We start from the raw sequence: 24,473 nt of genomic DNA, 5'->3' as shown, positions 1-24,473 counted from the left end.
GGCTCGGGTAAGGTGGTTGTGACAGGGGGGCGGCTTTCTTTTAAACAAGCTCCTCGGGCCCTAGTACTTTAAAGTAGGGGCCAATATCCAGCCTTATGGAGGACATGGCAATCTTGATCATTTCTCTGCGATCTTCAAGTATGTCCTCCTTAGCTATTCCATGTAGAACCATATAATCTTCCTACTTCCCGGTGATAAAGTCCTCTTTCCGTATACCTTCGTAAGCTCTACATAAAACACCATGAAGGTTCTCTATAAATTGGCGGCGGCTCTGCATTGCTTGTCGGGGCCCATGCTCGACTTCGAGCTCATGAGCATGTTCGTAGTTGATATTCACCAAGCAAAAACTTGTTTTGTTCTCTTTCCATGCTCTTGCCGCCTGGTTGAGCTCTTCGATCAGGGTGAAGGGCAGGTCGGCAAACATGGGATTGTGGTCAGTGAAATCGAGAAATGCGTATCCGGCCCTAAGGTAACTGCTGGCTCTTTCAGTGAGGTCGTAACTATGAATATCACCGGTACGGATTGATTCGCTATCGGTATCCATCTGGCAGTTGAGACACAAAAACCCTATTTCCACTTCTGAACTCGCGTGGCCGCAGGCATTACAAATGAGCTTTTCGCATTCCGTCACAACCGTCCAGCAATCGAACATAATATTAAAACCGACGATAACTTTGGAGTTGGAACTGTAGTGAGGGGGAAGGTTGACGCTAGATACAAACAACTGCGCTAATATTTTGTCGCTGTCTTTGTGATTAGTACAATTAGTATCCGATGCCACGCCCGTTAAGAGTAAGAAAAAATTCGCCAGTCAGAACTGGATGATTATCTAACCATGCCGACTGTAATAGATAATTCTGATAGAGTGTATGAAGCGATTGTTGTCAATTAAAAGAAATAGCAATCTGAAATGAGCGATAAAGGTGATATGCTAGATTACTTGAAGTTTTACACCTATAATTTACTTCATTTTGCAGGCCTACAAGAGCGAAGGGCGTCTTTCTTAGTCCAATCTTAAGGTGGTGAGCTTCTTACGTTTCGCTGTTTTTACTGGGGTTGTATTCTTCTAATGTTGCTGTACTGCTGCCGTAGTAATATTTCTTGGTGGTTAACCTGCACCAAGCTTATTATTTGGGTGGTAGATAGGTCTCAAAGCCAATTCTTACCTGGTGGCATTCATTGACCCTTTAGTTCCCCTCCTGATACTATCCCCGCCCAAATTCATCTTGATAAAAACAGCTGGATTCTCCTGGTTGGTATAGATGGAGTAAGTGGCAGAGTTAAAGTACTGTCCTTTGCTTTATATAAGTTTATGTATTCTCATTATTTTATCTGAGTGAAAACATAAAGATGAGATCGTATGCGAATTTTGATGCGGACTTTATCAATAAAGTTGGGCAGCAAAGGTTTGACGGTTTTATGACCAGCTTGATAAAAGCAAATCCTAGGTGTGCGACCTGCGGAAATTCTGGAGACTATTTAATCGGTAATTTAGATGCTGTTCTTAATGATTTTTATACCGTAGTTACTAAAAGGGCTGTTAAGGCTGATGGTAGTCTGGTTGATGGATTTGATGACTTTTTAAAAGAAGCCGGAGAACAAGCTTCCAAAGCAAAGGGAGCAGCTTTAACCTTGAGTGTGATGTCTCAACGTTGGGATGAATTAACACATGGAGGTTGGGTGTTGAACCGCTTTGAAGGGGCAATTCCTGACATTGAAACAAAGCACAAACTTGACGCCTTGTTTACTCGAATTGATCCGACTACAGGCCTTTCTGGATCTAAATCTGTAGAGATGAAAAACTGGAGTTCTGCACGGAGTATTTCTGGTAGTACTTATGAACAATTTAAAGCTTATTTGACAGGTGGAAGTGATTTTGAATACTACTTTAGCAATGGTTTAAATGATGCTATGAAGGGTCAATTTCAGAATGTTTTTAAGAGCTCTTCAAAGGCAAATGAATTATTTGATGCCACCCCGGAGTTCTTTATACGCCAAGATATTTCAGATGCTGACATGCTAATTGACTTAGCTAATAAAGGGCTATTGACTAATCACCCTTTATTGGATTTTGTACACTGATGGATAGGCATTATATGTATAAAAAAATATCTGAAATTAAATCTGTCAGCAAAGGCTATTCTTTAGAGGGTAGCATGCTGACTTATCAATCAGGATCAAAAATTTTTCAGTATGATATAGTAAGTGAGAAAGAAATATTTGACTCACATGTTGAGAGTGATTTCAAGGGGTTGGTAAGGATAGATGATGTTCTTATTGGTATTTCGGGTTCTGGATACGCATTTTTTGACTCTCAACTCGCCACTGTAAAATCGGTCACTATTGAAAATCCGGTATGTGATTTCAGTATATATAACGAAAAATTAATTGTAGTGAGGACTGACTATGACTACTCTCTTTTTCTGTCAAGGCAAGGTATTCAAGATATTTTTCTAGATAAGGTTATCTGGGAAGCGGATTTTGGAGAGAATATTAGGGTTGAGTCAAATATAGCCTTTACAGTTTCGCTTAAAGGAATTGGTAGGCGAGACCTTGAGTGTGGAGAAGTTAAGTGGTCTGTGGAAATGGCCAGTGGAAAATATCTTCCTGAATTAGTTGGGGCTGATAACAATATAGTTGTTTTTTGTTTTAAAGGGTTAGATAAAGTAGTTGCCTTTAATATTGAGACAGGAGAAGTTAAATGGGAGATACAAACTTTTGCTAGAGGGTTGTGCATTGATAAAACGAAGGGGCTCCTTCATCAAATGCTAGTTAATTATGCCGCTTATGATTTAATGACAGGGGAGTTAAAGGATAATTATCAAAATTTTCCATATTTTGAATCAGTAGGCATAGGGTCGCAAAGAAGTAATTATATTCTGGAAGGAAGTCATATACTTACCACAGACCAGAAAAAAGGTGTTATTGGAGCATTTAATACTGTTACCCATGAATTTGATTGGGTGCACAAAGAAGAGGGTGTCAGTTTTCCGCCTCCTACTCCTATTATTTATAGAACTCCTTATTTGCTGGTTTATGATAACTTGGGCACATTACATGTCTTTGAAAAGGAATGCATGTGATATTGGCTATGCTCTCTTGATTTAATGTTGTAAAGTAATAAGCAGAATCTAAATCTTGTAGTGGGTGGTTCATATCTGCTCACTACTACTTCAAAGAGATTTAGGAAGTGCGGTCGCTTACTAATTACTTTTCATCTTATTAATATACAGATTCTCATGGCCAGAAAAGTGGTAGGTTGTTAGAGATATTGTTTCTGGCTATGAAGATTTGAATACTATTTTGATTGCTGATCCATTATTTTTGATGCATAGCCCTCTTTTTGTTATTTGCGTATATGGCAAAGGAGCCTGCGAGCTTTTTTTACTACGATTTACTAGCATTGGCCCCAAAAGGTTGTTTTCTTTAGTTAGATATTTAGATTAGCAAGTAGAGATAATGGGCTTCCAGCTACTATTTTACCCTAGTTATATTAAAGGTAACCCTGGAATATTTTCGCAGAGGCCCCATCATTAATGGCTTAATGGCTTAATGGCTTAATGGCTTAATGGCTTAATGGCTTAATGGCTTAATGGCTGCCAAGCTGGTTTACCCTGACCGCTGTGTGGTTGCAATTTGTTGTGGGGATGGGGGCTTTATGATGAACTCCCAGGAGATTGAAACGGCGGTTCGCTTAAAGCTTGACCTTATCGTACTTATTTTGCGCGATGATGCCTACGGAATGATCAAGTGGAAGCAGGCCATGATGGAGTTTGATAACTTTGGTCTGGATTTTGGTAACCCTGATTTTGTCGACTATGCAAAATCCTATGGTGCTCATGGCCACAGAATAACGGCCACGGATGAGTTTAAGCCGATGATAGAAAAATGTTGCAGGGCGGGTGGAGTCCATCTCGTGGATGTGCCCGTGGATTACAGCCACAACGACCGTATCCTGAATCATGAAATTCGCGAGTTGTCGAGTAAGTTGTAGGGGTAGCCGGCTCGGGTAAGGTAGTTGTAACAGGGAGGTGTTCGGCTTTCTTTTACACAAGCTCCTCGGGCCCAAGTACTTTAAAGTAGGGGCCAATATCCAGCCTTATGGAGGACATGGCAATCTTGATCATTTCCCTTCGGTCCTCGAGAATGTCCTCCTTAGCGATACCATGCAGAACCATATAATCCTCATATTTCCCGGTAATAAAGTCCTCTTTCCGTATACCTTCGTAAGCTCTACATAAAACTCCATGAAGGTTCTCTATGAATTGGCGGCGGCTCTGCATTGTTTGTCGGGGCCCATGCTCGACTTCGAGTTCATGAGCATGTTCGTAGTTGATATTCACCAAGCAGAAATTTGTTTTGTTCTCTTTCCAGGCTCTTGCCGCCTGGTTGAGTTCTACGATCAGGGTGAAGGGTAGGTCAGCGAACATAGGGTTATGGTCAGTAAAATCGAGAAATGCATAGCCAGCTCTTAGGTAGCTACTGGCGCGTTCCGTAATGTCGTAGCTGTGAATGTCCCCGGTGCGTATGGATTCGCTGTCGGTATCTTTCTGGCAGTTGAGGCACAAAAAACCTATCTCCACTTCTGAGCTGGCGTGACCGCAAGCATTACAAATAAGCAAGGTGCCGGGTTTGTCGTAGTCACTGCCAAAGTGCAAAAGCTCCTTGCGGCATTTTGGGCATATCAGGTCTTCACCTTCCCTGAAGTCAGCTTCACGCCCCAGGTAGGCGCAGCTGAAATGGTGCAGATAGAAGTCTTCGGTAAGGTTAGAGGATCTGCATACCGCGCACTCTTCACGGACATTAAACTGGGAACCTCCACAGCCGTTACAGATATGGCGTCGATCGAAAAACTTGCCCTGTAGAAATCCTGATTCGATCATTTTTTCACATTCCGTCACAACCGTCGGGCTATCGAGGATAATATTAAAATCAACAGTCGCTTTGGAGTTGGGGCTATAGTGCGGCGAGAGACTTACGCCAGATACAAATAATCGCGCTAGTATTTTGTCGCTATCTTTCTGAGTGGTGTGGAAATCCAGGTGGACTTGCGCGCGCCGATAGTGAAAGTCGTCAATAACCTGGCTCACAACGGGCATATCCTGCGCACTAAGCTTTGAGCAATCCAGATCTGCCTTCTCGCCGACTGTTCCAGTGAGATCAATAACCGGGAGTAGATACAAGCCACCACGCATATGCCATATATGCGTCAGGTCATCTACTGATGCTGGCTCCTCAATTAAAATAGCGTCTTTGGATTCACCGGTATGCGATGTCACCTTAGAGTCGCCGGGCCAGCGAAAAAAGCTATATTCGTCACTTAAAAAGGAGATGCTGATTCCTCCACACCTATATAACAGCTGGCGTTTGAAAGATTAACTGAGTGTTTTAGCTTATTTCATGCCAGTTATGCGTAACTGTGTAGCCTGTAGTGTATATGGCGTCCCTTTAACTGAATAGATTGTTGAGTATTTAAGAAAAGATAGGTGAAAAATTGGCAATAGGCAGGGATAGGTGCCCTACGTCCCTGGCGGGAATTAGGAATAATTGTATGACATAGAAGGTAGTCGTCATCTGGGGAAGTTAATTAATAAATTTATCAATAATGACATCAATCCAGTCAATCTTTAGGGTTATGGTAACTTTCTCGTTCACCGGAAATTTTGATGGGTCAAGTAAGACTATTTTCGCTAACTGATTACGCGATGTGGGCTTGAATGTATTTTGGAACTCCTGGGGTAGTGCGGCTGAGAGGGGGATCATTTCTACAAGTACCCCTTTGTCTTTAAAGCGTCCACCAGTAACCAATACCTCCATTCCAGGCTTGATCACGAATTGATATTGATTGGGTAGATAGGCTAGGACATAGGCTTCCCCGGTGTAGATAGACATAAGGGGCTCCCCAGCATCATAGACATTGCCGACATGGGGGACTGAAGCCCCAACTAGACCAGAAGTGGGGCTTTGAATAATACCGTTATTGTAATGCTCCTCCAGTTTTCTTAGCGCTTGTTCGGAGCGATAAATTGCCTCATCAACAGATCTACGTTTTCCTTCCAGGGTGGCGCTTTCAACTTGTAATTTTACCAGGGTCTCACTGGCCTCGAAGTTATCTTTCAATACATCTTGGTAACCGACTTCGCTGACTACTCCTCTATTTGCAAGTTTATTGATTCTATCTACGATTCGGCCAATTTGTACTTTACGCTCCTTGGCGGGAGTAAGTAGTTTTTTTGCAGTCTCTGCCAATAAAGTGAATTCAGCAGAAATCTGTATTAGGTTAGCTTGGCGGGTGGAGAGATCGGCTATTCGCTCCAGTAGCTCCATTGATTCAATCCTTAAGAGTAGCTCGCCCTCTCGAACAGCTTGCCCTTCATCTACGGCAACCTCTACCACTTTTACCAAGTAGCCCATTTCAATAACGCTTTGATCGCGTAGTACCAACCCATCGCTTCGTAGTAAAAACCAGTCGCCCCATATATATCGGATAACACCAATGCCAAATAAGATTAACAAAGCCAGATATATTCGTCGGCTGGCAGATCCCCGGGTTTTTCGCTGCTCGCTTTCGAAGCTATCTGGGCGTAGTCGTTTTCGCAGAGCCTTCATTCAAGCTACTCACGAACACGGTGTACTTTTAAAGGGGCGAAAGAATCTTTATAGGATGTTCTAAAGATCCATTCCTGAACATAAGCATACAGTCTTACGACTCGCATAAAGTTTACATAAAAGATGCTATAGGCAGGAATATAGGGCCAAAGGGGAAGTGACTTGACTTTTGGGGTTGCGTAAGAAGCTAAAGCAAAGGTAATTGTATCGAGTGCAATTAATACAACCTGGGCTCCCGCTAAAATAAACCAGGCATTTTCGCCATAACGCACGAATAGCCAGATTAAATAGACGGGTAAAGCTATTGCGGCAATAACATTGAAAACCAGGAATTCATATTGGTGAAAAAACTCTTTTAGCTGCATTCCTTGGCGGAACGGATTAATAAAATGCAGGTACTTGCGGTAACGAAGACGAATAGCATCCCGTTCCCACCTAAAGCGCTGGCGCATTAGAACGGTTATGCTGGTGGGAACATCGGTATAACAAATCGCCTCAGGTGCAAATTCCACTTTCCAACCGTAATCCCGCAAACGAAAGGTGATATCTAAGTCTTCTCCTCCGCCGGCATCAAAGCCGCCAATTTGATTCATTGCGGATACCCTAAAAGCACTGAAGGCACCGGAGGCACAACACATTTGGTCGAGCATCGCTAGAGAGTGTCGCCCCAAGCAAATACTGATTACATATTCAATGGCCTGGAATGAGCTGAGTATATTTTCTGTGGAGTTTCGAACAATTACATTACCAGAAACCACGCCAACCCTGGGATCTGCAAAGCCTTGCATCACGTATTTCATAGCGTGGCGATCGAAGGTGCAATCGCAATCAATTGAGGCGATAAAGTCGCCAGTTGAAAATCTCTGTCCTAAGTTGAGGGCTGAGGCCTTGCCTCCACGCAGTTCTGTTGCATGAGCGCCATCCAAGCGGCCCTTGTTTTGCAGGTAATGAATATCGTCTCGGGTTTTATCTGTGGAGCCATCGCTGATTGCGATGACTTCATAGGGGATATAGCTCTGTTCCTGTAAGCGCTCGCCACACTTTTCAATAGAGTTTTCTTCGTTGTGACCGGCGATGACTGCAGTGAGTCTGCCCAAGGATTCAATGTCCTCCTCGTACTCTGGTTTTGTGGCGAAAAAGAATACCGAGGTAAAAAACGACATTAAATATCTAGGGAATTCCAATACCACCACGATCCAAAACATCGTAAAGAGGGTGGCGTAGCTCTGAGTGGCAAAGAAAGTAATTCCATCATCGATCATTTCCCACATTTAGGTCTGCTCCTGAATAGGCGAATACAGGCCCCGGCTATTGCTGTTACCTATCTGTGATATGGTAGTGATCTTATTTGGAGAACAGCGAGTGTCTTGCGGCACTTCGCTTGGGTGGACTAGGGGGCGAGCATGGAAGGTTGATCTTACGCTTAGCTTCCATTCACTGGTAAGGGCTATCAGCTCACTGCTTGTATAGGCTAAGCCCAATTTTGATACCCCCTGACTTTGGCCCTTTATGCTATAGAGCCTGTAAAAGAGACCTTGGCTCAACCAGAGGGGCAGCCATAAGTCTCCCTAGAAGGAAATGCTATCTCTGAGACTGTCAGTATAGTCCACGGTGGTTTGAGGTGTCGGGCAATGCTGAGCCCCAGAGCCAGCAGGGGCTCTGGGTTGATTTATTCGCTGCTAATAGGAAGGGGGGAATTCGGAGGCGGCGGTTCAGCCTTTATCGAACCTCAAGGTCCAGATTGTATTGAGCAACCACGCGACCTATGTAGCCCAGTTTTAGAAACGTCGCACTAATCACCATAAAGATATGTCCGGCGACCTGCGCGGGAATTGAAAACAGGTGCGATAGGGGATAGCAAATAACAATCGTCAGAATTAGCAGGGGAACTGACAGAAGCAGCGTAAAGTTACCGGCTTTTAGAAGTAGCTTGAAACGCTCACGCAGTAAGGGGTTTTCCGTATTCAGCATATCGGCCTCAGGTTCAAACGGCGTTAATCTATCTTTAGCAACTGCCATGCCAAATATAAATGACAATAAAAACAATGGGTTGCGGATCATCCTTAGTGTTTTTGTGTCAAATTGACCTTTGTGGTTGCCGTGTCATAATGACCCTAAAAGGTCTTTTGGACTGATTTAGCTATGGTAGATACCAACGCAACCTTGCTGCTCGAAGTGGCTCTGGACCTGGCTAACAGCCTTAATAACAGCGATCGTTTTGAGCGTCTGCTCTCTACTATCCGCAAGGCGATCAAATGCGATGCCGTTGCCTTGCTTGGGCTCAATGGCGAAACACTCACCCCTCTCGCAGTCCAAGGGCTTGCCAGAAGGACTCTGGGGCGGCGATTCCTAATTGATGAGCATCCACGGCTGGCGCAAATCTGCGCCTCGGAACACCCAGTCCGCTTCCCATCTGACTGTCAGCTACCAGATCCCTTTGATGGTTTGCTGTTGGATAGGGAGGGAGATCTTCCCGTGCACTCTTGTATGGGCTTGCCTCTCTATTCAGATAACCACCTGATTGGTCTGGTGACAGTGGATAGCATGTCTGCGGATGCCTATGCCCGAATCAGTGATCGAACCCTGGAGCTGATAGCCGCGCTGTCTGCGGCCACTTTACGCACAGCCCTCAAGCTAAAAGCCCTGTCACACTCCGCCGAGCATGCCGAGCAATTGGTGAAAGACCTAACTCAGCAGGCACTGGAGCGGGATGGAGGTGAATTAATTGGTGAGAGCGCGGAAATGCAGTCCCTGCGCAGTGAGATAGAGCTGGTGGCTGGGTCGGATTACAACGTGCTGATTCTCGGTGAAACGGGGGTGGGGAAAGAGCTGGTGGCCCGTACCGTCCACAGGTTGTCGACTCGCAAGGAGAGGCCCTTAGTCTATCTGAATTGCGCTTCCCTGACTGAAACCCTGGCGGAAGCTGAACTTTTTGGCCATTCAAAAGGGGCCTTCACCGGTGCAGATCGCGAGAGGCCCGGCAAATTTTTACTGGCGAACGGCGGCACTATTTTCCTGGATGAGGTTGGCGAGTTACCGCTTGTGGTGCAGAGCAAACTGTTGCGTGTATTGCAAAGTGGTGAGATTCAACCGGTAGGCAAAGATACGGTGCAGCATGTAGATGTTCGTATTGTAGCGGCGACTAATAGGGATTTACGCAAAGGGATTGAAAACGGTACTTTCCGAGCTGATCTCTACCACCGCCTCTCTGTATATCCCCTTGAAGTCCCACCGCTATGCCGGAGGGGTAATGATGTCCTGCTGTTGGCAGACTACTTCTTGGAGCGCTCCCGCAGGAAGCTGGGTTTTCGTCAGTTGCGTCTCAGTACAGAGGCCACCAACAAGCTACAGCGATACGCTTGGCCGGGTAATGTTCGTGAGCTGGAACATATTATCAGCCGCGCAGCCCTTAGGGCCCGCAAAGGTAGCTCTCCAGAAGCTATTGTTGCCATTACTGCAGCACAAATTGAAATTCCCGATGACCAGGTTATTCAGAAGCCTCCGCAGAAACCGGTAGAGTCGCTGTCTGAGGCTATTGATTTAAGGGTGGAAACGGAAAACTATCAGCGTGAACTCATTGGGGGTGCCCTGGCTGAGACCGATGGGAACTGGAGTAAAGCGGCCAAATTACTATCCGTAGACCGAGGGAACTTGGTGCGTCTCGCTAAAAGGTTGGGTGTTTACATCAAGAAAGAGGTTGTTCGAGGTAAGTAATCTATATGAAGCAAGGAGTTGCAATGTTGATTAGCGATAAAGGATTACGGCTTTCACTGGTTGTAGGGGTAATTTCCCTGACTATCGGCTTACTGGCATTTGCGTATAACTGGAAAATAATTGGTGGGGGTTGGCCATATTTCGGTACATTTTTATTTCCAGGCAATCTTGTATTGTCATTCTTCTCTGAAGAAATAGATTTCTGGCCAAAGTTTGCACTTCAGATGAGTGGCCAGTTTCTGGTTCCCTTTTTGCTGGCACGTAGCCTTATTAGTTTTAGACGCTGGTGGAATTGATAAGGGGTATTACGATTTGCATGTGATATTACTCCAAGCATTTGATAGAAGGCTAGAGCTGTAAATACTTATACTTGCGATCTTGTATAAAAATAACTAAATCGCTAGCCACAATAAATATGCAAAAAATGTTTCTTGGCTATCAGGTTGATTCTCGGCAATATTATAAATGACTTTGGTTCTAATGTTATTGAACTCTTCTGGAGTTGCTTCATATTTAAAGTGTTTTGCTGTCTGGATAGCAGATTCTTCAAAGAAACCCGAGGGCTTACTTTTAATAACTCGGGGGTCTACCGGATCGCCGTTTTTATTAATGTCATACTCAACAATTACGTAGCCTTCCATCTGCTTTTCCAGCGCTTCTTGAGGGTATATTGGCAGTGATTTGTAAACAGGAACAGGCCCGCCTTTCTCTCTTGCCATTTCCCTGTCTACTATGCTGGATTTATAAAAGCCAATGTACTGGGGGCATTCGTCGTAAGAGCTGCAATTTTTGCTTGTTGGAGAGTCAGTACAACTGCAAAGAAGAAAAATAATAGATATCAGGGCTAATTTGTTCAAAACTTTTAATCTTCTTTGCAATTATTGAAATGGCAAGTGTAACACCCTATAGATTTTCTCTGTAGCTGTTAAATAGCAAGTAATCTATCCGGTATCTAGCGGAGTTAATGGAAAGACTATATTGCTGAATTAGTACGGTTAACTAGAAAAACCGTATATCAAACCGGCTCATTTCCTCATCACTCTCAACCCATTAAAAACCACGAGCAGGCTAGTCCCCATATCGGCAAAAACAGCCATCCACATGGTTGCTTCTCCGGCAAAAGCAAGCACTAGAAAGACCGCTTTAATGCCCAGCGCCAAGATAATGTTCTGCCAAAGTATATGGGCCGTTGAACGAGATAGTTGGATAAAGGTGGCGATCTTGCCCAGATTGTCGTCCATCAGGGCCACATCAGCAGTTTCTATCGCTGTGTCGGTTCCCGTTGCTCCCATAGCAAACCCTATATCAGCACGTGCCAAGGCGGGGGCATCGTTAATGCCATCGCCAACCATGCCAACCTGGCCTTTTCCAGATAGAGCCTCCACCTCTCTGAGCTTGTCTTCCGGCAGTAGGTTGCCTTCAGCCCGATCGATGCCGACTTGTTTAGCAATCGCATCTGCAGTGTGCTGGTTGTCCCCGGAAAGCATTAGTGTTTTCACGCCCAGCTTGTGAAGGCTCTCAATGGCGTGTTGGCTCGATTCCTTCACGGTATCGGCGACAGCAAATATCGCCAGAACGGAGTTCTCCCGGGTCAGCATCACAACAGTCTTCCCTTCTTCCTCAAGGGTTCCCAGTTGGCGCTCCAGCTCGGCGGAGCAAATGCCCAATTCTTCAATAAGCCGGTGGTTACCCAGGTAGCACTGATCTCCCTGAATTCTGCCCCTGACGCCGCGCCCGGCCAGGGCTTCAAAACTATCCACTTCTTGTAGGCGTTCGTGGGGAATCTGAGCAAACTCAAGTACGGCCCTGGATACCGGATGATCGGAACGTTCGGCTAGGCTCGCCGCCAGGGTTTGTACCTCTTCCGCGGGCATTGGCGCTAACACTTTAAAATCCGTGACGGTTGGCAGGCCATGGGTGATGGTTCCAGTTTTATCCAATGCCAACCAGCGAAGGTGGCGCCCCTGCTCAAGGTAGGCCCCGCCTTTGACAAGGATTCCGTGGCGGGTGGCCGATGCCAAGCCGCTTACGATGGTGACAGGAGTTGCAATCACCAGTGCGCAGGGGCAGGCGATTACCAGTAACACGAGTGCGCGATAGATCCATTCCATCCAGCTGCCGGCAAAAAGCAGCGGCGGTATTACCGCAGTAGCCAGTGCCACTGCAAATACCAGGGGCGTATACCAGCGGGCGAATTGGTCGACAAAGCGCTGGGTTGGTGCGCGACTACCTTGTGCGGCTTCCACCGCATGAATGATTCGGGCGAGCAGATTATCGTTGGCAGCTGCCGTAGATTGGTATTCGAGTGCCCCGGATTCGTTGATACTGCCGGCGAAAAGTTCATCTCCAGGGCCTTTGTCTACCGGAAGGCTCTCCCCGGTAATTGGGGCCTGGTTTACTGCTGAATTGCCGCGTATTACCTCCCCATCAAGAGCGATACGTTCGCCGGGGCGCACCCGAATGGTGGTGCCAACCGGAACTGTCTTGGCTGACATGGAAACCCACTCGCCATCTGGACCCTGTACGGTGGCGGTTTCCGGGGCCAGGTCCATTAACTCCCGAATCGCATTGCGGGCACGATCCAGGGATTTGGCTTCAATTAATTCTGCCAGGGTGAATAACACCATCACCATTGCCGCTTCGGGCCAGTGACCGATAAGCAGGGCGCCGGTGACCGCGATGGACATCAGCGCGTTCATATTCAGGTTGCGATTGCTGAGCGCGATCCAGCCCTTTTTGTAGGTCGTGAGTCCGCCGCCAGCGATAGCGGCCAGGGCCAGTATCATTACCAGCCAATTGTTCCCCCCCTGTAACCAGAATACGACCTCGGAGGCAATCGCCGCCAAACCGGCAGCGCCCAATAACCACCAGTTTGCATGGGTGGTAGGTGGCGCGGAATCGATGTCATCTTCCGTGGCCAGGCGTGCGTCCAGGTCAAGAGGGGTTAGGGTGTTGAGGATCTTGCTCTCCATACCTGGCGCGTGGCGCACCTGTAGGATTCGCTGCACCAGATTAAAGTCCAGCTGGTAAATGCCCTGCATGCCGGAGAGCTTGGCGCGTATCAACCCCTCTTCAGTGGGGCAGTCCATCTTGCTGATGGAGAACAGGGACAGGTCACCTTTGTCGCTATTGTTATTGGTGTTTTGAATCGGCGTCATGGTTGTGGCTTGGGTTGCCCCGCTGCAGCCACAGCTGGAATCGCGCTTGACCATTATTCACTCTCGGATAGATCAGTCAGTGAGCCAGTATTACAATCCCTCTAGTAACTATAGAGTCAAGAGGGAGTGGCATGGCTTACAAGATTGGTGAAGCTGCCAGGAGAGTAGGCTGCAAAGTGGAAACGGTTCGTTACTACGAGCAGGCAGGGCTACTGCCAGAGCCCGCTCGCTCAGAGGGTAATTTCCGGCTTTACTCAGAGTCTCACCTGGAACAACTGCGTTTTATTCGCCACTGTCGTTCTCTGGATATCCCCCTCGAGGATATTCGCAACCTGTTGAGATTAAAAGAGGTTCCATCGCAAAGCTGCACTGATATTGATAGCGTGGTTGATGATCAAATTCAACGAGTCGAAAAACAACTGGAATCGCTCAAGCAGTTGCGAAAAAGCTTGGTAGATTTACGCAATCGATGTGAGGGTGGCCAGGCAATTAATGCCTGTGACATTATGCGGGAGCTGACAGATTGTAGCTGTCATGGCCATCCGGCAAATAATAATGAGTGTTAGTCGTAAATTTTGGGCCTTGTTTTGAGTAAGTGGCGTATAACTTTTATCGTATTATTTTGTATTGGTTTGTTGTTGGCCGTATGGGCATTTATCGTTGAGCCTGCAAGTTTCCGAATTAATGAAGATGATATTGTCGTAGATACCTGGCCAAAGGAATGTAACGGGCTAAGGGTCGCGATACTTGCTGACCTGCATGTAGGTTCCCCTTACAAGGGGCGGAAGAGCTTACAAAACCTGGTTGAGACTGTTAATAAAAGCCAACCCGACCTTATTCTCCTACCCGGTGACTTTGTTATTCAGGGGGTTGTTGGAGGTAAATTTGTTCCGCCGGAGGATGCAGCGGGAATTCTTAAAGAACTCAAGGCCCCGATGGGGGTGTTTGCCGTATTGGGAAATCATGATTGGTGGCTTGATGCAGCGCGGGTTGAGCAATCCCTTGAAAACCAGGGAATTTCAGTGCTTGAGGATAAGTCAGTAAGTCTGGTTAGTAGCGAATGTAAATTACGACTAGTGGGAATCAGTGATTTTTGGGAGGGGCCTCACGATGTTAAAAAAGCAATGCAAGGGATAGATGAAGGTGAGACGATATTGGCCTTCACTCATAATCCGGATATTTTCCCCGAACTGCCTGCGGAGCTGTCATTAACTATCGCCGGGCATACTCACGGGGGCCAGGTCTACTTGCCGTTTATTGGGCGGCCCATAGTACCTTCAAGTTACGGGCAGCGTTTTGCTATTGGGCATATTGTTGAAGGTGATAAACACCTCTATGTAAGCCCTGGGGTAGGGACCAGTATTTTGCCAGTACGTTTCCTGGTGCCACCAGAAGTAACTGTATTATCCATATTTGGTCCTTGAGGTTTGATCTCTCAATGATGGATTTGGGTAGGTGGTTTGGTAGGAATGGAGTGGAGGCCTTCACATATAATTCCAGCCCAGATAAGAAATAACGGGTTGATACGATGATAACCGTCAAACGAAAAGTACTGTTCGGGGATTGTGATCCCGAGGGAATCGTATACACCCCAAGGTTCTCATCTTTTGCACTTGAGGCAACCCATGATGCAATGGCTGTTTTGCTTGAAGGGCCTGCTATCGCCAGAATGAAACAGCTGGGTTTTCTTACACCTGTAAGAGCTTTTAACCTGGAATTTCTATCCCCTGTAACCTGGGATCAAGAATTAAGTATCCATGTTTCTGTTGCGGATATTGGTAATCACTCTTTTACGTTTCAAACGAAAGGCTTTTTGGAGAATGGAATACTAGCGTTCACCGCCAATATTACCTATGTCACTCTATCATCCCCTGAAAAGCTAAAGACCCCATTACCAGGCTATCTTAGAGAGGCCCTGCTGCGCGTCAGTTAGCTGCCAATTCATCGGCAAGTTATTAGAGTAGGGTGCTTCCTAATTATCTTTTTGAAAGACCGTTGTCGGAATTCCCTTAGCACCAGCGTAAAAAATGATAAGTGTCGCCGGCTTGTCGCCTTCATTGCGCCCAAAATGCCACATATCGGTGACTTCAACGTAGGCTTTCCCCTCATCCAAAGTTAGGCTTTTATCCTGGTCAACCAGGGTAACTTTTAAAGTGCCTTCGGCAACATAGACGCTATTAGGTACGGGGTGTTTGTGCACTGGTAGCCGTGCGCCGGGCTCGATTGTCACACGCACTACAGAGAGCTCTGGCTGCCCCTCTGGATATTGGGGTAGGGTATCTCCGGCCCAATCCTTGGTCGATTCTACCAGCGTGTCAAATTTTACCCCCTGCATATCTTCTTGTAGATAACCCGCCAAGGGGAGCAGTAGCAGTAATACTAGGGCAGCCATAGGCTTCCAGGTGTTCATGGGCTGATTCCTTATCGCTCTAAGTAAGCAGCCGTCGCCATACCGCCGGCAGTGCAGACACCAATAATTGCCCGATGGGCGTCGCGCCGGCCCAGTTCTAATAGGGTTGAACCCAGATAGCGGATGCCCGACATACCGTAGGGGTGGCCGAGCGCAATAGCACCGCCATTAACATTGGTAATGTCCCAAGGGGTTTTGAGTTCAGCTTGGTTGTATAGGGTGGTTACGGCAAAAGCCTCATGTAGCTCCCAAAGGTCAATCATATCCTGGGTGAGTTGGTGGCGCTTCATAAGGCGACTGACCGCTGGCGCTACCGCAATACTCATCTCTTTTGGCGCTACCGCTCCCAGCTGCATACCGCGAAACAGCCCCAGAATAGGCAGGTTTCTCTGCGCTGCCAGTTCAGCATCCATCATGACGACCGCTGCGGCCCCATCGGATAACTGGGACGCATTACCGGGAGTTATCGTCCCTCCTGTGTTCACCGGTTCCAGCGCAGACAGGGCTTCCATGGTTGTGCCGGGGCGGGGGCCTTCATCTTCTGACAAGGTGACTTTCAGGCGATTGGTTTCGCCACTCTCCTTATCTTTCACTGCCATTACCGTATCAAACGGCGTGATTTCCTCGGCAAACTTTCCGGCCTTTTGAGCTTCGGCAACACGCTTTTGTGATTCAACCACATAGCGATCCTGATCTTCACGACTGATGTTGTATTGATCGGCGACATAGTCGGCCGTTTGGATCATGGTCCACCAAACTGCCGGCACTTTCTTTTGTAAGGGCTCATAGACAAAATGGTTCAGGTTCAAGTTGAACTGCACCAGGCTGATACTCTCGACGCCACCGGCCACCCCAATTTGCATTTCGCCTGCGGCAATACGGTTGGCCACAATAGAAGCCGCATTGAGGCCAGAGCCGCAGTAGCGATTTATAGTAAAACCCGGCACTTGAGACCCAAAGCCGGCAAATAGTGCCGCGTTGCGCGCGACATTGTGCCCAGTAGCCCCCTCGGGTAAGCCGCACCCCAACACAACGTCTTCCACTTCCTGTGGCGTTAAACCCGCCTTATAAACCACCTCCCTCAGGACATGGGCAGCCATAGAAATACCGTGAGTTTCATTCAGCGCACCCCGCCTGGCTTTGGCGATGGCAGTTCGGCAATAGGCAACAACGGCGACATCTCTCATGGGTGTAGCTCACACGATCGGGGAGGGGATGTGTTTACATTAGATCAGATAGAGGGGCTTGCAGGAGGGAGGTGAGTTTGGAGCTGCTTTGGGATCTATCCCTCTCATTTTTGACAGCTAAAGCGTTAGACCCTATGGTTTGGTCGTGGGAGCGGCGTGGCTTTTGGTGAAAATACAATCAACTTTTATCAACAGGTGACTAGTTGGTAAAGGAAAGTAATAACTGAAATAAAGTGTTGTATGGTGGAATGAATAATTTTCTGATGGTTGCATTTTGGGTTTTCTATGGACCTATGGTTAAGCTGGCAGTTAACCCTAAAACTAAAAAAGGGCCAGGGTTAATTTATGATGCCCTCTTATTTCCGTGTCTTGTATATGTAGGGTCGTTTACTATTGGCTTGAATTTACTCCTGAACTGGTTTCTTGGTGTGGGTGTGCTGTCTATTTATTTCTATATGGGCATGGCTTGCTTGGGATATTTGTGGCAGCTTTATATGCTTAGGGGTGATGGCGTAGAAAAGTTGATGCAATTGTCTAGACAGACTTCCTCAATGAGAAATTTGTCTAAAAAATGCATGTCAAAGCCCTACGTGATGAAGTGGTGGCTTTGTCTATTCTTCTCCTTTGCATTTATTTTTTTTGGGATAATTGCGTTTAGGTGATTGCCTCTGGAGTTTCGTGAGTTGAAGCGGGAGTTCGTAGTGCTCCGCTGACTTCCGCTCTAGCGATTATCCCTTTATAACTTCTTGCTTAAGAAAATCTATTGAGTACACCGTTCTATGCTTCTTAAGTAACCCTTGGTGTTTATCTGGTATACTGACTACCTCGATCAGATTGGTGCAGAAGACCTTTTGGTGGCGTGTGCAAATTGATAGATATCAGCGCACGACTTGCCAGGGCTGTTTCCATCAGGTGGTCTAGGTGTCAGCCATTAATCCGGCGTGAATAAAGATCAAACACCACCGCCAAGGATAACCAGCCCTGCACGGCCCAGATGTAAGTGGTATTCATAGTTCAAACTTGATTTTTAGTATTCGGTGAGAAATCCCTATTCAGAAGGTTTTCAGCAGCTGGGAGGTGGTGTTTGCTATCTGTGGTTAGTGTAAATCACCTCTTGAGTTTTACTGCTAAGCCCATTTTTTTTGTTGGTTTTCGGACTGAATAATGCCTAATTTTAATGCCTTATTAACGTAACAGAATCATTAAACTTCAGCTTTCGAGGCTCTCAAGAGATTCTAATAATAAGGTTTTCAATCGATGGTATGGTTGCTAAGTTTGGTTATCTATTTGGCTATCACAATATGGCGACACCAAATGTAATAGCTACTCTTATTTAGCTGCATTACTTCGGTAGAGCACTCTAATCGGAAAGCTACTTTGTTGTTCTTTGATAAATTTGTACTTTACATTATGTCGCAGCTGATCCAGTTCAGTTCGTTTGCTCGTATCCAACCTAGCTGAGCTATCCAGCAATAAATGGTAGAACAACTGACCGTTTTCTCACATTTCTCAAGCTTCATCCGACCAGCAACTTGTTCGGGGCTAGCGTTTTTAGCTGATGGTCGATTTGCACCTTCATGGCGAAATAAAACTTTGTGCACTTATTAGCTAATATCGCCTGCGTAAAGCCTGGGGATGAGCGCTCTCAGCACAGTAAGGATGAAAGCAATTAAGCTCTCGGGAGATAGTTTTGTTGGAGCGAATGAGCTGAAGAGCAATAGCTCAAGCCGAATAGCTCCGTCCATTGAGGACTTCGATCTGGTATCATTCTTTCAGGGTCAGCGGGTTGGTATAGGTTCCCATGAGGTTCCTGACTTGTTTTTGTGGAAGCCAACTAGCCTACATTCAGCTGGCCTTCTTCGTTATCTCTATGTGTGTTGGTTATTGTAGGAATATAGGGTTTGATTGCACCTGGTGGGACTGATTTTTCTGAAGAAGTAATTTATTTAGGTGGTTATATAAGCTTGGGCGAAACTGCCAGAGGGCTAGAGGTACTAATAGATGAACCGAGTGCATTTCAAGGGCTGGGTGAACGATTAGATGATCGTTTGGGCGAACTAGAAAATTGGCTTGATGAGCATAATAAACCAGACTCGACTTCATTGATTTAGCATCTCTCCCACAAGGAAATGCTCTGCGTATACAGCGAGAACAGGCTCTTATTGCTTGGATGCTGACTGGTTATATTTTTAAAGGTTATGCAGGTTGATTTAACGAATGTCATTGCTTATGTGTATTCACTTTTTTTGATTCAGAGAACCAAAAGTTAATCGACTCAATTTAGATGGGGTGCAAGGTCGGATTTGTAGTTGTTGCTTATCATTTATATGTTTTTATTAGGCGGAGAATGTTGAGCGGCGTTGATAGTAACTGACAGTTTATTGGGGCAGTAAGGCACCACAAAAAAACGGCAAGGGGAAAGAGGTCTCATCACTTATAACGCCGGTATCTATGAGGTTTGTGCAAATCTAGTGGTTATGTAGAATCGATTATTACAAATGTTGCGTGGCTATAGCGCTTTCTCGTTCTATACTATTGGCAGTGATCTCCCTACTGGGAAGAGCCTGCAATGAAAAAAGCAAAACCTTTTCGGAAGCTTGGGGCTCAGGAGGCACTTTTTGTAGAGTTGACCGAAAAGTCAAACGGTGCGGTTCAACTAGCTGTCTTTTTCAGGGCATGTAAGTCTCTCGGCGTCGAAGAATTGCTAAAGGGAATGGAATACCTCCATAACCTGCACCCAATGCTCCGTTCTCGTATAGAAAAAAAATCATCATGCTTATTGGTTCTGTGATGTAGCTTTTAAGGCGATACCTTTTGAAATAAAGCATGGTGCATTGCCTTTAAATTATCAGGAAGAGTTCAAGCGATTAGGAAGTAAAGTTCTTAAGCTGGATAAGTATACTTATCGTTTCACGGTTTATGTGAATGAGGATGAAGAAGTAAGGTGGATTGCTTTTATGGTAAGCCATGCTGCCATGGATGGGCGCTCCTTATTACTCTTGGTTAGAGATTTGGATCGGTACTTGAGAGGGGGGCGGAAGATAAATCCTCTGCTTCGATAATGCAAAAATCGGTGGTGGATTATGTTAGTTCCATAAAGCATCTTAAAAAAAGAAAGTCGGCAGTTGGTGACGAAAATGATGTTTCTTCAAAGTGGCCTGTAGAGCAGGCAGTAAACGCTTCCCTTCGAAAGGGATGTTCTATGTATCGTGTCCTCCCCAAAAAATTATGCTCCCATTTACACTTACTTTCAAAGCGTGAGAATGTTCAGGTTACCTCTATTTATAATGCCATTGCTGTTATTGCTGCCCGGTCTTTACCAGGTTTCCGCTCAACAACAGAGTTAATGTTACCTATAAATGCACAGTACTTGTGTAAACGCCAGATAGATCGAGATGTTATAGGGGAATGTACAACTGTATTAACTATATCCTTATCCTCAGATGAGACTAGTCTCAACTTGTTAGATCTCGCGCGTTTAATTCAAAGAAAAGTCTATTTGCAGTTGAGAAGTGGGCATTTTTTTAAACCTCCACTTGTGCCCGATTACAGCCTTGTTGAGATCGAACATTTGGCTAAATATTCTAGTACTGCGAAAGATTACTTTACATCTGGGATTTGCGTATCCAATGTAGGGGATATAGGTGAGTATACGGGCCGTTTGAAGTTCTTTGACTTTGGTGTGGTTATGACCGTTCAAACACATGGAGAACACCCCATAATGCTAGTGACATGTACAATAGATGGAGAAGGAGTGTTTGTTTTTGGATATTGCGAACCACTGATTAGCAAAGAAAGCGCTCTAAAATATGTAGAAAAATATATGAAGACACTAAGAGAATTTTCCGAGAGCAGTGATATTTATACAAGTTAGCGATCGGCAAGGCATAACGCGAGTTTAATAAATAGGGTGTAGGTACAATCTCCATATTCAAGCGAGCGTCTATAGATTCTTACGCTCCACCGCCAAGTTGAAGTAATTTAGGGCTACCAACCATCTTTGTGCGATAAAGCCCATAGGGTTTGATATAAACCGCAAGGAGAAGTAACGAGATATTGGGTTGGGATTAGGTCTGGTGGAAAGGAAGTACCGACAGTCGCTTACGCTGTATATCTGTTGAGGTAGAACTGGGGACAGGATTAATACTCTTGATCTAAAAGTGGCCAAAACTCAGCTTTCATATTATGACGTTCATATTTTTTGTAACAGGGAAACTGACGCCGGCAGGCAAGGAATTGCTGCGTCAAAATCTTTGGCCAGCCCAATAGGAAATGAATCAATCGGAGGGCTAATGTTACATAGTGTTCTGCTCTGTAATGACCTGCCCGATGCATAAATGAAGGCATCATTATTGCCTCTCAGGCAGGTTTGACCTCTATTTGCCAAAGGTAGTGACAGTTTGCCATCCACTTATCAAAATCATTCCCTGGGTGTTGGGTTAGCTCTTCTCGGCGGAGTGTTGATGGGGGGGCTTGGTATTGCCGGTAAGCTGGGTTCTGGTGCAGGCCTTAGCCCATTTCTGCTATTGGCTGCACAGGTCATATTGCTTGCTCCATTGTCGGGTATGTTTCTTCTGATGCGACAAGGGATGGCGGGGATAAGGCCGGTGAATCCCCAGATCCTTATCCTTCGCTCCATATCAGGTTTTGTCTATTTTGCTGCCTTCTATTGGGCGGTCAAGGGCATACCCATCGCAGATGCCCTGGTGCTGGAAAGCACGAATCCATTCTTTGCCATGTTGATGGCCCGAGTATTCCTCGGTCACCGGGTTAGTATCGCCACTATCTTTCTTGCGATACTGGCATTCTTGGGCGTATGCCTCATTTTGATCCAGCACAGTGTTCAGGGCATTTTCAATCCCTACTCACTCCTTGCGTTGCTGGCGGGAGTAGCGCGTGCAGCGGGTAGTATCACAACCGGTGTCGCAGGCCGGACCGAGCCACCTGAGCGCATCATGTTCTATTTCGCTGTTGGGATGTTGGTCTTTAGCTTATCTATTGTATTCTGGGAGGGGGCGAAGGTAGAGACATCGTCGCTATGGATTCTCGCGATTCCCGCACTGCTGTTTGTTCCACAGAATCTTGCTTACACGATCGCTAATCGTGTTGCACCTGCTTACCTCGTTGGGGCACTGTTTTACAGTGCGATCCTCGTCGGTGTGTTAGCTGATCGTTTTATGTTTGGCACAGAATTCGGTATCCGTGGTGTGATAGGCATGGGTATTACGGTTGCCGCTGGTCTCGGGTTGGCTTGGTTGCGGGCGAAAGAGCTCAAAGAGTAACTTGGTGCTCAGTACTCCAGCGTCAATCAAGTGCCTAAATACTCAAAAGTCTTTGAAAAATTTGGTGGGTTAGGGAGCGGTTGTTTACTAGGCCACTTTTCTCAATGACAGAGGCCTCTCCAGAGCTTCAACTTGTTACCTTTTTTGCCTGGTAAATCGCCAAGTCAGCTATTAGACGATAGGAGTTTTCGGAGTAGCCGCCACTGGTTACGGTGACCATAGGCACATCCAGCGATTGAATCTGGTCAACCAGCCATTGGTCCCTTTTTCTGGCCCCATCGATACTGACCTGGAGCCCCTCCAGCTTGTCCTGGGCAATAATATCTGTGCCTGCATTGTAGATAACCAATTTAGGCAGCGGACTCTGCTTAATGAAGTCCGAAAATTCCGACTCCAACCGACTGAGGTAACCTTCAGTATCTGTTCCTTGCTTTAGGGGGACTAAAAATGGCCAGCGAGATTCCTGCTCATCGGGGTGCAAGCCGGGGTAGGCTTGCATATTGTACATATCAAAGATATGTATATTGGGGTCCTCCATGGCCCAATCAGCAAACCCATTCCCTCTATGGGCATCAAGGTCAATTACCCAGATATTGTCATCTGGTGAGAGCAGGTGCTGTTCGCGGGCACGATTAATAGCAATGGCTACATCGGCGAAAGCACAGAACCCTTCACCGTGACCAGCGAATGCATGGTGATAACCTCCACCGAGATTCAAAGCAGAGGTTTTCTGGCTCAAGGCTTCCCGTACCGCCAAGCAAGTGCCTTCTGCTGCAAAGCGCATTGGTTTCATGAAATATTTATTTAAAACGCCTGCGGGCAGCAAGCGCAGTAGCGGCATCTCTATAACGCGAGCCAGTGTTTTCGGTTGATGCAAGCTATCTAAATAGGGTTGCGTATGTACAGATAACAGCCAGTCTTGACTAAGAGGCTCTGAAACAACTTTTAACTCAATGTTCGCTTCTGACTCGGCATTAATCAGTGCCAATTCTTTCTCATATTTACAGCCATCAAAAGGATGCAAGCTGGAAAGCAGCGGCAAGCTGATGTTGTAATTTGGCGAGTAGAATAGCGGTAGGCTCATGAGGTTATCTGGCTTCGAATTTGTAGCGCATAAGCTAACACATCATTGGGTGTCCACATATCAATATGATTACCGAAAAAGCGTAACTGGAAGAGAATACGGTGAATAGGGCTCGCTGCCCAGTCACTGATTTTGATTCCTCCTTTTCCAGGTGATGCGAACCCTGAGCCAGTCTCAAGTAGCCAGGCAGCGACCGTCGAGCAATTCTGATCCTTCATATTGTAATGCTTTTGTTCGCCCTTGAAGTTTTCCCAGGCTTCAATCATTTTTGTTTCATTCAGCCCATCGATAAGAATGTTCTGATCCACATCACCACCCTCGAGGCGCCTATCAACTCGATAACCACTTGGAAAGGAAGGGCTGTGCGATCGCCCGATTTTAAAGTCCTTTTTCCCTGCCGCTGAAGAAGGCCAGTAGCTGATATAGGTGTTATCAATGGTGATGGAAGCATGTCCGACATTCCCGGTCTTTTTCTTCCAGACATGAACAGTAATAGCCATTTCCTTATTGGGTAGCGACTTCTAAATTCAATACTCAATAAAGAAAGGGCGGTTCAGTTTTTGTGGTTCAGTGACTAATTTTATTTAGGCGGGAGGTTAGCATACTTGCATCTGGGTATGTATTTTCAGGCAATTGCACTGATCTGATGCCGTACTATTCTACCGATCCAGTAGTCATTGTATGAAGAAACAGTAGTTTTGAGTTTATATTCGATAGGGATTTGCCATCGATCGATAAATGGATGAATAGCACTTCTTTATCTTTGGAGGTTATGGAGGCCTAACAGTTGTGTGATAAAATTGGAGAGCAAAAGCCTACATTTTTATCACAGCTAGTTTAACTTTTTATGGATGAATTGATTAGTGCTATTTGAGTGGTAAATCATCGCCTGCCAAACGTTCTGCTTACCGCCGCCCAGGAAAACAGGATCGTCATTTCTGCCCTGGCCAGATATCTTCAGTTTTACATTGCCTTGGAATACACTGAGAACTGCACCAGCCTCAATAGTACAGAATAAATTATCGAACC

General features: G+C 46.0%; 25 protein-coding genes. 13 read left to right on the top strand and 12 right to left on the bottom strand.

Annotation, left to right across the window (positions count from 1 at the left end):
• Positions 1–40: 40 nt before the first annotated feature.
• Positions 41–172, bottom strand: a complete 132-nt coding sequence (locus ACJJI6_RS06305) for a hypothetical protein (RefSeq protein ID WP_475712850.1) — start codon at positions 170–172, stop codon at positions 41–43.
• 9 nt (positions 173–181) lie between these two features.
• Positions 182–652 carry a hypothetical protein gene (locus tag ACJJI6_RS06300; RefSeq protein ID WP_475712849.1) on the bottom strand — a complete coding sequence of 157 codons (471 nt, stop codon included), beginning with the start codon at positions 650–652 and terminating at the stop codon, positions 182–184.
• A 698-nt stretch (positions 653–1,350) separates the two neighbouring features.
• On the opposite strand from ACJJI6_RS06300, the gene ACJJI6_RS06295 reads away from it, so the two are divergent.
• The 3 genes from ACJJI6_RS06295 to ACJJI6_RS06285 all read left to right on the top strand — a co-directional run bounded on the left by ACJJI6_RS06295 (position 1,351) and on the right by ACJJI6_RS06285 (position 3,994).
• Entirely contained in the window at positions 1,351–2,082 is a 732-nt protein-coding gene (locus ACJJI6_RS06295) for a hypothetical protein (protein ID WP_475712848.1), read from the top strand.
• Between the two features lie 14 nt (positions 2,083–2,096).
• The gene (locus ACJJI6_RS06290) at positions 2,097–3,083 is read left to right on the top strand and encodes a PQQ-binding-like beta-propeller repeat protein (RefSeq protein WP_475712847.1); all 987 of its coding nucleotides are present in this window, start codon (positions 2,097–2,099) and stop codon (positions 3,081–3,083) included.
• Between the two features lie 509 nt (positions 3,084–3,592).
• Positions 3,593–3,994 (top strand): thiamine pyrophosphate-dependent enzyme, encoded by a 402-nt coding sequence (locus tag ACJJI6_RS06285; protein WP_444959517.1) that lies wholly within the window; start codon positions 3,593–3,595, stop codon positions 3,992–3,994.
• Between the two features lie 52 nt (positions 3,995–4,046).
• Here the strand turns inward: ACJJI6_RS06285 and ACJJI6_RS06280 are convergent, their stop codons facing one another.
• The 4 genes from ACJJI6_RS06280 to ACJJI6_RS06265 all read right to left on the bottom strand — a co-directional run bounded on the left by ACJJI6_RS06280 (position 4,047) and on the right by ACJJI6_RS06265 (position 8,670).
• Positions 4,047–5,279 (bottom strand): TackOD1 domain-containing metal-binding protein, encoded by a 1,233-nt coding sequence (locus tag ACJJI6_RS06280; protein ID WP_475712846.1) that lies wholly within the window; start codon positions 5,277–5,279, stop codon positions 4,047–4,049.
• Between the two features lie 304 nt (positions 5,280–5,583).
• Positions 5,584–6,609: an HlyD family secretion protein gene (locus tag ACJJI6_RS06275; RefSeq protein WP_413662141.1), complete on the bottom strand. Its 1,026-nt coding sequence runs from the start codon at positions 6,607–6,609 to the stop codon at positions 5,584–5,586.
• A 5-nt stretch (positions 6,610–6,614) separates the two neighbouring features.
• Positions 6,615–7,880, bottom strand: a complete 1,266-nt coding sequence (locus ACJJI6_RS06270; protein ID WP_444894014.1) for a glycosyltransferase family 2 protein — start codon at positions 7,878–7,880, stop codon at positions 6,615–6,617.
• A 448-nt stretch (positions 7,881–8,328) separates the two neighbouring features.
• A complete protein-coding gene (locus tag ACJJI6_RS06265) occupies positions 8,329–8,670 on the bottom strand; it encodes a hypothetical protein (protein WP_475712845.1) in 342 nt (113 codons plus the stop codon).
• A gap of 81 nt (positions 8,671–8,751) precedes the next feature.
• Between ACJJI6_RS06265 and norR the strand changes: the two genes are divergently transcribed.
• Together norR and ACJJI6_RS06255 are read left to right on the top strand one after the other, a co-directional pair.
• Positions 8,752–10,323 carry a nitric oxide reductase transcriptional regulator NorR gene (norR, locus tag ACJJI6_RS06260; protein ID WP_475712844.1) on the top strand — a complete coding sequence of 524 codons (1,572 nt, stop codon included), beginning with the start codon at positions 8,752–8,754 and terminating at the stop codon, positions 10,321–10,323.
• Between the two features lie 23 nt (positions 10,324–10,346).
• Positions 10,347–10,619: a hypothetical protein gene (locus ACJJI6_RS06255; protein ID WP_475712843.1), complete on the top strand. Its 273-nt coding sequence runs from the start codon at positions 10,347–10,349 to the stop codon at positions 10,617–10,619.
• A 96-nt stretch (positions 10,620–10,715) separates the two neighbouring features.
• Here ACJJI6_RS06255 and ACJJI6_RS06250 read toward each other — a convergent pair whose 3' ends face one another.
• Together ACJJI6_RS06250 and ACJJI6_RS06245 are read right to left on the bottom strand one after the other, a co-directional pair.
• Positions 10,716–11,042 (bottom strand): energy transducer TonB, encoded by a 327-nt coding sequence (locus ACJJI6_RS06250; RefSeq protein WP_444908167.1) that lies wholly within the window; start codon positions 11,040–11,042, stop codon positions 10,716–10,718.
• Between the two features lie 306 nt (positions 11,043–11,348).
• Complete coding sequence (locus ACJJI6_RS06245) at positions 11,349–13,535, bottom strand: heavy metal translocating P-type ATPase (RefSeq protein ID WP_475712842.1); 2,187 nt, start codon at positions 13,533–13,535, stop codon at positions 11,349–11,351.
• A gap of 77 nt (positions 13,536–13,612) precedes the next feature.
• Here ACJJI6_RS06245 and cadR point away from each other — a divergent pair, with 77 nt between their 5' ends.
• The 3 genes from cadR (at position 13,613) to ACJJI6_RS06230 (ending at position 15,414) form a co-directional block, all read left to right on the top strand.
• The gene (gene cadR, locus ACJJI6_RS06240) at positions 13,613–14,047 is read left to right on the top strand and encodes a Cd(II)/Pb(II)-responsive transcriptional regulator (protein WP_475712841.1); all 435 of its coding nucleotides are present in this window, start codon (positions 13,613–13,615) and stop codon (positions 14,045–14,047) included.
• Positions 14,048–14,068: 21 nt separating this feature from the next.
• On the top strand, positions 14,069–14,905 hold the full coding sequence (locus tag ACJJI6_RS06235; RefSeq protein ID WP_444957821.1) for a metallophosphoesterase: 837 nt from the start codon (positions 14,069–14,071) through the stop codon (positions 14,903–14,905).
• Between the two features lie 104 nt (positions 14,906–15,009).
• A complete protein-coding gene (locus ACJJI6_RS06230) occupies positions 15,010–15,414 on the top strand; it encodes an acyl-CoA thioesterase (RefSeq protein ID WP_108733067.1) in 405 nt (134 codons plus the stop codon).
• 39 nt (positions 15,415–15,453) lie between these two features.
• On the opposite strand, the gene ACJJI6_RS06225 is transcribed toward ACJJI6_RS06230, so the two are convergent.
• Both ACJJI6_RS06225 and ACJJI6_RS06220 read right to left on the bottom strand, forming a co-directional pair.
• Positions 15,454–15,891 (bottom strand): cupin domain-containing protein, encoded by a 438-nt coding sequence (locus ACJJI6_RS06225; RefSeq protein WP_475712840.1) that lies wholly within the window; start codon positions 15,889–15,891, stop codon positions 15,454–15,456.
• A gap of 11 nt (positions 15,892–15,902) precedes the next feature.
• Positions 15,903–17,078 carry a thiolase family protein gene (locus tag ACJJI6_RS06220; protein WP_444908172.1) on the bottom strand — a complete coding sequence of 392 codons (1,176 nt, stop codon included), beginning with the start codon at positions 17,076–17,078 and terminating at the stop codon, positions 15,903–15,905.
• Positions 17,079–17,326: 248 nt separating this feature from the next.
• Between ACJJI6_RS06220 and ACJJI6_RS06215 the strand changes: the two genes are divergently transcribed.
• The 5 genes from ACJJI6_RS06215 to ACJJI6_RS06195 all read left to right on the top strand — a co-directional run bounded on the left by ACJJI6_RS06215 (position 17,327) and on the right by ACJJI6_RS06195 (position 22,360).
• Positions 17,327–17,740, top strand: a complete 414-nt coding sequence (locus tag ACJJI6_RS06215) for a hypothetical protein (protein WP_475712839.1) — start codon at positions 17,327–17,329, stop codon at positions 17,738–17,740.
• A gap of 1,239 nt (positions 17,741–18,979) precedes the next feature.
• Positions 18,980–19,189 (top strand): hypothetical protein, encoded by a 210-nt coding sequence (locus ACJJI6_RS06210; protein WP_475712838.1) that lies wholly within the window; start codon positions 18,980–18,982, stop codon positions 19,187–19,189.
• Between the two features lie 458 nt (positions 19,190–19,647).
• Positions 19,648–19,869, top strand: coding sequence for a hypothetical protein (locus tag ACJJI6_RS06205; protein WP_475712837.1), 222 nt, complete (start codon positions 19,648–19,650; stop codon positions 19,867–19,869).
• Between the two features lie 270 nt (positions 19,870–20,139).
• Entirely contained in the window at positions 20,140–20,952 is an 813-nt protein-coding gene (locus ACJJI6_RS06200) for a hypothetical protein (protein WP_475712836.1), read from the top strand.
• Between the two features lie 526 nt (positions 20,953–21,478).
• Positions 21,479–22,360, top strand: a complete 882-nt coding sequence (locus ACJJI6_RS06195; protein ID WP_475712835.1) for a DMT family transporter — start codon at positions 21,479–21,481, stop codon at positions 22,358–22,360.
• 127 nt (positions 22,361–22,487) lie between these two features.
• On the opposite strand, the gene ACJJI6_RS06190 is transcribed toward ACJJI6_RS06195, so the two are convergent.
• On the bottom strand, positions 22,488–23,444 hold the full coding sequence (locus tag ACJJI6_RS06190; RefSeq protein ID WP_475712834.1) for a histone deacetylase family protein: 957 nt from the start codon (positions 23,442–23,444) through the stop codon (positions 22,488–22,490).
• Complete coding sequence (locus ACJJI6_RS06185) at positions 23,441–23,944, bottom strand: hypothetical protein (protein WP_475712833.1); 504 nt, start codon at positions 23,942–23,944, stop codon at positions 23,441–23,443. The genes ACJJI6_RS06190 and ACJJI6_RS06185 overlap by 4 nt, the downstream gene beginning before the upstream one ends.
• Positions 23,945–24,473 lie beyond the last annotated feature (529 nt).

The organism is Microbulbifer maximicatervae (SeqCode), from assembly GCF_056232625.1.
This window is presented reverse-complemented; position numbering and strand designations above follow the sequence as displayed.

Excerpts from the sequence above, each read along its gene's own strand:
- ACJJI6_RS06200 (WP_475712836.1), top strand. The coding sequence starts at position 20,140 with ATGCAAAAATCGGTGGTGGATTATGTTAGTTCCATAAAGCATCTTAAA.
- cadR (WP_475712841.1), top strand. The coding sequence starts at position 13,613 with ATGGCTTACAAGATTGGTGAAGCTGCCAGGAGAGTAGGCTGCAAAGTG.
- ACJJI6_RS06220 (WP_444908172.1), bottom strand. The coding sequence starts at position 17,078 with ATGAGAGATGTCGCCGTTGTTGCCTATTGCCGAACTGCCATCGCCAAA.
- ACJJI6_RS06270 (WP_444894014.1), bottom strand. The coding sequence starts at position 7,880 with ATGTGGGAAATGATCGATGATGGAATTACTTTCTTTGCCACTCAGAGC.
- ACJJI6_RS06275 (WP_413662141.1), bottom strand. The coding sequence starts at position 6,609 with ATGAAGGCTCTGCGAAAACGACTACGCCCAGATAGCTTCGAAAGCGAG.
- ACJJI6_RS06215 (WP_475712839.1), top strand. The coding sequence starts at position 17,327 with ATGAATAATTTTCTGATGGTTGCATTTTGGGTTTTCTATGGACCTATG.
- norR (WP_475712844.1), top strand. The coding sequence starts at position 8,752 with ATGGTAGATACCAACGCAACCTTGCTGCTCGAAGTGGCTCTGGACCTG.
- ACJJI6_RS06305 (WP_475712850.1), bottom strand. The coding sequence starts at position 172 with ATGGTTCTACATGGAATAGCTAAGGAGGACATACTTGAAGATCGCAGA.
- ACJJI6_RS06285 (WP_444959517.1), top strand. The coding sequence starts at position 3,593 with ATGGCTGCCAAGCTGGTTTACCCTGACCGCTGTGTGGTTGCAATTTGT.
- ACJJI6_RS06295 (WP_475712848.1), top strand. The coding sequence starts at position 1,351 with ATGAGATCGTATGCGAATTTTGATGCGGACTTTATCAATAAAGTTGGG.
- ACJJI6_RS06245 (WP_475712842.1), bottom strand. The coding sequence starts at position 13,535 with ATGGTCAAGCGCGATTCCAGCTGTGGCTGCAGCGGGGCAACCCAAGCC.
- ACJJI6_RS06185 (WP_475712833.1), bottom strand. The coding sequence starts at position 23,944 with ATGGCTATTACTGTTCATGTCTGGAAGAAAAAGACCGGGAATGTCGGA.
- ACJJI6_RS06300 (WP_475712849.1), bottom strand. The coding sequence starts at position 652 with ATGTTCGATTGCTGGACGGTTGTGACGGAATGCGAAAAGCTCATTTGT.
- ACJJI6_RS06225 (WP_475712840.1), bottom strand. The coding sequence starts at position 15,891 with ATGAACACCTGGAAGCCTATGGCTGCCCTAGTATTACTGCTACTGCTC.
- ACJJI6_RS06190 (WP_475712834.1), bottom strand. The coding sequence starts at position 23,444 with ATGAGCCTACCGCTATTCTACTCGCCAAATTACAACATCAGCTTGCCG.
- ACJJI6_RS06205 (WP_475712837.1), top strand. The coding sequence starts at position 19,648 with ATGAAAAAAGCAAAACCTTTTCGGAAGCTTGGGGCTCAGGAGGCACTT.
- ACJJI6_RS06230 (WP_108733067.1), top strand. The coding sequence starts at position 15,010 with ATGATAACCGTCAAACGAAAAGTACTGTTCGGGGATTGTGATCCCGAG.
- ACJJI6_RS06290 (WP_475712847.1), top strand. The coding sequence starts at position 2,097 with ATGTATAAAAAAATATCTGAAATTAAATCTGTCAGCAAAGGCTATTCT.
- ACJJI6_RS06265 (WP_475712845.1), bottom strand. The coding sequence starts at position 8,670 with ATGATCCGCAACCCATTGTTTTTATTGTCATTTATATTTGGCATGGCA.
- ACJJI6_RS06255 (WP_475712843.1), top strand. The coding sequence starts at position 10,347 with ATGTTGATTAGCGATAAAGGATTACGGCTTTCACTGGTTGTAGGGGTA.
- ACJJI6_RS06250 (WP_444908167.1), bottom strand. The coding sequence starts at position 11,042 with ATGGCAAGAGAGAAAGGCGGGCCTGTTCCTGTTTACAAATCACTGCCA.